Origin of the sequence: Streptomyces sp. SID8352 (assembly GCF_009862265.1) — a bacterium.
In the GTDB taxonomy this organism is placed as follows: domain Bacteria; phylum Actinomycetota; class Actinomycetes; order Streptomycetales; family Streptomycetaceae; genus Streptomyces.
Genome location: NZ_WWGX01000080.1, coordinates 4,516 through 11,560, shown reverse-complemented (window position 1 = coordinate 11,560; position 7,045 = coordinate 4,516). Strand labels below are relative to the sequence as shown.

Sequence of the window (7,045 nt, the reverse complement as noted above, 5' to 3'; positions counted from 1 at the left end):
ACGGCCACCGTCCCGGGCGCGGTCGCGCCCTCCGCCACCGCCCGCTCCAGCGCCGCCAGATCCGCGAAACGCTCACCCGGCACCGGGCAGTCACCCAGGACCGCCACGGCCGCCGGGACACCCGTGACGTCGGCCCCGGACGTGACACCCACCGGGGACCAGTCGATCCGGTACAGCGGGTTCGCGTTCTCCTTGGCCCCCTGGAGCTGCGCGGCGTCCACGGGCCGGAAGGCCAGCTTCGCCACACTCGCCACCGGGGCGCCGTCCTCGGTCACAAGGTCGATCCGCAGCGCGGACGCCCCGGCCGGGGTGAGCCGCACCCGCACGCGGGAGACCCCGCTCCGCCCGAACCGCACGCCCGACCAGGCGAACGGCAACTGGGCGGCGGGCTCGCCGTCGGCGGCCAGCTCGTCGAGCCCGCCGTGCAGCGCGGCGTCGAAGAGGGCCGGGTGGACCAGGAACTCGTGTCCCGCTCCGGTGTGCCCCTCGGGCAACGCCACCTCGGTGTACACGCTCTCCTCGTCGCGCCAGGCGGCGCGCACTCCCCGGAAGACCGGCCCGTAGTCGAGCCCCAGGCCGGCGAAGCGGCCGTAGAGCGCGTCCAGGGCGAACGGCTCGGCACCGGCCGGGGGCCACTGCTCCGGCCACTCCGCGACAGCGGCCTCCGCCGCGGTCAGCGTGCCCCGGGCGTGGCAGGTCGCCTGCCGTGCCCGGTCCTCGTCGGCGGTCTCGGGGCGGGAGTACAGGGCGGCCTCTCGTCGGCCGTCCTCGTCCGGCTCCCCGAGCCTGACCTGGACGTGGACCGCGCCGGCCGCGTCGAGCACCAGCGGCGCCTCGAGCACCAGCTCCTCCACGACCGGGCTGCCGGCCTGCCGCCCGGCGGCACCGACCAGCTCGACGAGCGCGGTGCCGGGCACGACCACGGAACCGTGCACCACGTGGTCCTTGACCCAGGGCGCGGTGTCCTGGGACAGCCGCCCGGTGAACACCCACTCGTCCCGGTCGCCGACCGCGACCGCCGCGCCGAGCACCGGGTGCTCGATCCGGCCCAGCCCGGCCGCCGCCGGGTCACCCGAACCCGCCCCGGGAGCGATCCAGTAGCGCTCGCGCTGGAAGGCGTAGGTCGGCAGGTCGACGCGCCGGACACCGGTACCGGCGTAGAACGCGGCCCAGTCGACCGGGACACCCGCCGTGTGCGCCTGACCAAGGAACGAGGCGAACGCCTCCACCTCCGGAATACGCGCCCGCAGCGCCGGGACGAAGACCGCCTGGTCCTCGTCGAGGATCTGCCGGGCCATCGCCGTCAGCACGGCATCCGGACCCACCTCCACGAACCGGGACACACCCTCGGCGGCCAGGGTCGCGATGCCGTCGGCAAAACGGACCGCTTCCCGCACGTGGTTGACCCAGTAGGAGGGGTCGGTCAGCTCCTCGGAGACCAGGTCGCCGGTCAGGTTCGACACCACAGCGATCCGGGGCGACTCGAAGCTCAGCCCCTCCGCAACGGCGCGGAACTCGTCGAGCATCGGCTCCATCAACGGCGAGTGGAAGGCGTGACTCACCCGCAGACGCGTCGTCTTGCGCTCCGNCCANNCNGGCAGCCACTCGTCCAGTGCCGTCAGCTCACCCGAAACCACCACGGNNNGCGGCCCNTTNACCGCNGCNACNGACANNCGNCCCNCGAAGCCCTCCAGNGACNCNANNACCTCGGNCTCCGTCGCNTGGACNGCNACCATGCCNCCGCCCTCAGGCAGCGCACCCATCAACCNNCCNCGGGCAGCCACCAGCTTCGCCGCATCNCCCAGCGACAGCACACCNGCNACATGAGCACACGCCAGCTCACCCACCGAATGACCCACCACCACATCCGGCGTCACACCCAGCGACTCCAGCAGACGGAACAACGCCACCTCNACCGCGAACAACGCAGCCTGCGTGAACCCCGTCCGGTCCAACAGCCCAGCCTCCGCCGAACCATCCGCCGCGAACAACAACTCCCTCAACGAACGGCCCAGCAACGGATCAAGGTGACCGCACACCTCGTCCAACGCCGCCGCGAACACCGGATACGCGGCAAACAACCCCGCACCCATCCCCGCACGCTGCGCACCCTGCCCCGTGAACAGGAAACCCGTCTTCCCACCGACAACCGATCCGGCATCGGCCTCTCCGCCGGCCAGGGCGGTCAGTCCGGCGATCAGTTCATCGCGGTCGGACGCCACCACGGCCGCCCGGCGGTCGAACCGCGCCCGCGACACCACCGCGGAGAACGCCACATCGGCAACGGTCAGTTCCGGACGCTCCAGCAGAAGCGACCTCAACCGCTCCGCCTGACCCGCCAGCGCCTCCGGGCTCTTCGCCGACACCACCACCGGAACCGGCCGTGCCATCTGCGCGGGGGCGTTTCCTTCCCCGGATGCGACCGGGGCTGCCCCCTCTTCCGCAGGGGCCTCCTCAAGGATCAGATGCGCGTTGGTGCCGCTGACGCCGAAGGAGGAGACGCCCGCGCGGCGGGGACGCTCGCCCGAGGGCAGCCAGGGCTGTGCCTCGGTCAGCAGTTCCACCTCGCCGGAGGTCCAGTCGATGTACGGGGACGGCTCGTCCACGTTGAGGCTCTGCGGCAGCACCTCGTGCCGCATCGCCATGACCATCTTGATCACACCCGCGACGCCGGCGGCGGCGGAGGTGTGACCGATGTTGGACTTGACCGAACCCAGCCGCAGCGGGCCGTGCGTGCGCTCCTGGCCGTAGGTGGCGAGAAGGGCCTGCGCCTCGATCGGGTCACCCAACCGCGTACCGGTGCCATGGCCCTCGACCGCGTCCACGTCCGCCGGTGCCAGACCCGCGTTCTCCAGCGCCTGCCGGATCACCCGCTCCTGCGACGGACCGTTCGGCGCCGTCAGACCATTGCTCGCACCGTCCTGATTGACCGCACTGCCCCGCACCACACCGAGCACACGGTGACCGTTGCGCCGCGCGTCCGACAGACGCTCCAGCACCACCAGACCGAGACCGTCCGAGAAGCCCGTGCCGTCGGCACCCGCCGCGTAGGACTTGCAGCGGCCGTCGGGGGCCAGACCGCGCTGGCGGCTGAACTCGATCAGGAGGGTGGGACCGGCCATGACGGTGACGCCGCCGACGAGGGCCATGGAGCACTCGCCGGAGCGCAGGGCCTGCGAGGCCAGGTGCATCGCGACGAGCGAGGAGGAGCAGGCCGTGTCCACGGACACCGCCGGACCCTCCAGCCCCAGCGTATAGGCGACGCGGCCGGACACGACGCTGGTCGTGCCGCCGGTCAGGCGGAAGCCCTCGACCTCGGGCAGGGCCCCGGGCGGGGTCGCCGCGTAGTCGGACGGGCCGACGCCGCAGAAGACACCGGTGTCCGTGCCGCGCAGGGCCGCCGGGTCGATCCCCGCGTCCTCCAGGGCCTCCCAGGACGCTTCGAGCAGCAGGCGCTGCTGCGGGTCCATGGCCAGCGCCTCGCGCGGGCTGATCCCGAAGAAGCCCGCGTCGAAGTCGGTGGCCTCACGGAGGAAGCCACCGGCCCGGGTGTACACGGTGCCGAGCTGTTCGGGGTCGGGGTCGTAGAGGTGATCCAGGTCCCAGCCGCGGTCGGTGGGCAGGCCAGAGATCCCGTCCCGGCCCTCAGCGACCAGCCGCCACAACTCCTCCGGCGAGGACACCCCACCCGGATAACGNCACGCCATACCCACGATCGCCAACGGCTCGTCCGCCCTCGGACGCCTCCGCCCCACCCGCACCGGAGCAGCCACGGCACCCGCCGCACCCACCTCCGACAACAACAACCGCGCCACCGCAGCAGACGTCGGATGATCGAACACCAACGTCGACGGCAACCGCANACCACTCACCTGCGACAACCGGTTGCGCAACTCCACCGCACCCAGGGAATCGAACCCCAGATCCCGAAACGCACGCTCCGCGTCCACCGCATCACCCGACGCATGACCCAGCACAGCAGCAACCTGACCACGCACCAGATCAAGAACGATCCGCTCCGCCTCACCCGCCCCCGCACCGGCCAACTGCCGCGCCAGCGAACCACCCACACCCGCACCACGACCCGGCACCCGCACCAGCCCACGGAACAACGCCGGCAACAACCCCGCCCGCGCCTGCACCCGCAACACACCCACATCAAGCAACACCGGCGCCACCAACGCCTCACCCACACCCAACGCCCGGTCGAACAACCCCAGACCGAGATCGACGGGGAGGGCGCCCACGCCCTGGCGTGCCAGCCGGGCGAGTTCGGCCTCGTCCAGCGCACCGGTCATTCCGGTGGCGTCGGCCCAGAGTCCCCAGGCCAGGGAGGTCGCCGGAAGTCCGGCGGCGCGGCGCGAGGCGGCGAGGGCGTCCAGGAAGGAGTTCGCGGCGGCGTAGTTCGCCTGACCGGAGCTGCCGACCAGGGCGGCCACGGAGGAGAAGAGGACGAACGCCGACAGGTCCCGGTCCGCGGTCAGCTCGTGCAGGTGCAGGGCCGCGTCCAGCTTGGGCCGCATCACCCGCTCCAACTGCTCCGGGGTCAACGACTCGATCACACCGTCGTCCAGCACACCGGCCGCGTGCACGACCGCCGTCAACGGACCCTCCACCGAAGCGATCACCGCAGCGAGCTGCTCGCGGTCGGCGACGTCGCACGCCTCCACCCGAACCCGCGCACCGGCCGTGCCGAGTTCGGCCACGAGTTGCTCGGCCCCGTCGGCGGCGGCGCCGCGGCGGCTGAGCAGCAGCAGGTCGGACACGCCGTGCGCCCGCACGAGGTGGCGGGCGACCAGCGCGCCGAGCCCGCCGGTGCCGCCCGTGACGAGCACGGTGCCGTCGCCGAGGCCCGGCGGAGGGGTCGCGGCGGCGGTGACACGGGCCAGGCGCGGGGCCAGCACCCGGCCGTCGCGCACGGCGAGCTGCGGCTCCTCGGCGGCGGCCAAAGCCGCCCAGTCCGGCGCGTCCGCGCCGAGATCCCGGTCCGGCGCGAAGTCGGCCAGGACGAAGCGGCCGGGATGCTCGGACTGGGCACTGCGGACCAGACCCCAGACGGGGGCGGTGGAGAGGTCGGGGGACTCGTCCCCGGCGGCGACGGCCGCGCGGGTGGCCACGACGAGCCGGGCCCGGCCGAGGGCGGGTTCCGCGAGCCAGCGCTGAACCAGGGCGAGGGCACGTGCGGCGACGGTGTGCGCCAATGCCGCCCCGTCCTCGGTCGCGTCCCCGTGCTCCTCCGGGGTGTTGTGTCCGTCGACGACGGCGACGACGAGATCCGGGCAGGGAGCGCCCCCGGCGACGGCCAGGGCGAGCGCGCCCAGGCCGTCGGGGCCGTCCTCCCGGTCCAGCACCTCAACGGCCACCGGCCCGGCGGCGGGCTCCACCGCGACCTCGGTCCACTCCACGCGGAACAGGGAGTCCTGTCCCCCCCGCCGGGCCCCGGCGAGCTGTTCCTCGCCGACGGGACGCACGGCGATGGACTCGACCGAGACGACCTCGGCACCGGATTCGTCGACGGCGTCGAGACGCAGCGCCGAGTCACCCGTGGCGACGGCGCGCACCCTCAGCCGGGTGGTGCCCCGCTGCGCGAGGCGGGCGCCGGACCAGCTGAACGGCATCTTCCGCTCGCCGCTCCCGTCGCCCAGGAGCAGGACGGCGGCGCCGCTCTGGAGGGCCGCGTCGAAGAGCGCCGGATGGATGCCGAAGTCGGCGGCGCCCGTGTCGTCGGGCAGTTCCACCTCGGCGTACACATCCGTGCCGTCGCGCCAGAGGGCACGCAGCCCCTGGAAGACGGGGCCGTAGTCGTAGCCGATCTCGGCGAGGCGGGCGTACGCGTCCTCGACCGCGACCTCCTCGGCGTCGGCCGGGGGCCACTCGGCGGGCCAGGGCACGGACGGGGCCGTCTCGGCGACGAGGGTGCCGCGGGCGTGGCAGATGCCCTCGCCGGCGCCCTCCCCCTCGGCCTCGGGCCGGGTGTAGACGGCCACGCTGCGGCGGCCGTCCTCCTCGGGCTCCCCCACCGTGACCTGCACCCGGACCGGCTGGTCCTCGCGCAGGATCAGCGGCGCCTCCAGCACCAGTTCCTCGACCACGGGCGCTCCGGCCAACCGGCCCGCCGTCAGGACGAGTTCGATGTGCGACGTGCCCGGTACGACGATGTTGCCCAGGAGGACGTGCTCGGCGGTCCACGGGTGGGTGTCGGTGGACATGCGGCCGGTGAACAGCCACTCGTCCCGGTCCCCGACCCGCACCCCGGCCACCAGCACCGGGTGCTCGATCCGCCCCAGCCCGGCCGCCGCCGGGTCACCCGAACCCGAACCCGGGGCGATCCAGTAACGCTCGCGCTGGAAGGCGTAGGTCGGCAGGTCGATCCGCCGCACACCGGTACCGGCGTAGAACGCGGCCCAGTCCACCGGGACACCCGCCGTGTGCGCCTGACCAAGGAACGAGGCGAACGCCTCCACCTCCGGAGTACGCGCCCGCAGCACGGGCACGAAGACCGCCTGGTCCTCGTCGAGGATCTGCCGGGCCATCNCCGTCAGCACGGCATCCGGACCCACCTCCACGAACCGGGACACACCCTCGGCAGCCAGGGTCGCTATACCGTCCGCGAAACGGACAGCTTCCCGCACGTGGTTGACCCAGTAGGAGGGGTCGGTCAGCTCCTCGGAAACCAGGCCGCCGGTCAGGTTCGACACCACCGCAATCCGGGGCGACTCGAAGCTCAGCCCCTCCGCAACGGCGCGGAACTCATCGAGCATCGGCTCCATCAACGGCGAATGGAACGCGTGACTCACCCGCAGACGCGTCGTCTTGCGACCCGACCACACCGGCAGCCACTCGTCCAGCGCGACCAGCTCACCCGAAACCACCACGGCCAGCGGCCCGTTCACCGCAGCCACGGACAGACGCCCCTCGAAGCCCTCCAGGGACTCGACAACCTCGGCCTCCGTCGCCTGGACGGCCACCATGCCGCCACCCTCAGGCAGCGCACCCATCAACCTGCCCCGGGCAGCCACCAGCTTCGCCGCATCCCCCAGCGACA

The 7,045-nt window shown here is 73.1% G+C and carries 1 protein-coding gene; it reads right to left on the bottom strand.

Going from position 1 to position 7,045, the window contains the following annotated elements; translation table 11 throughout:
- A partial coding sequence (locus tag GTY84_RS24365; protein ID WP_237532628.1) for a type I polyketide synthase occupies positions 1-6,998 on the bottom strand: 6,998 nt, incomplete at its 3' end.
- Between the last annotated feature and the right edge of the window lie 47 nt (positions 6,999-7,045).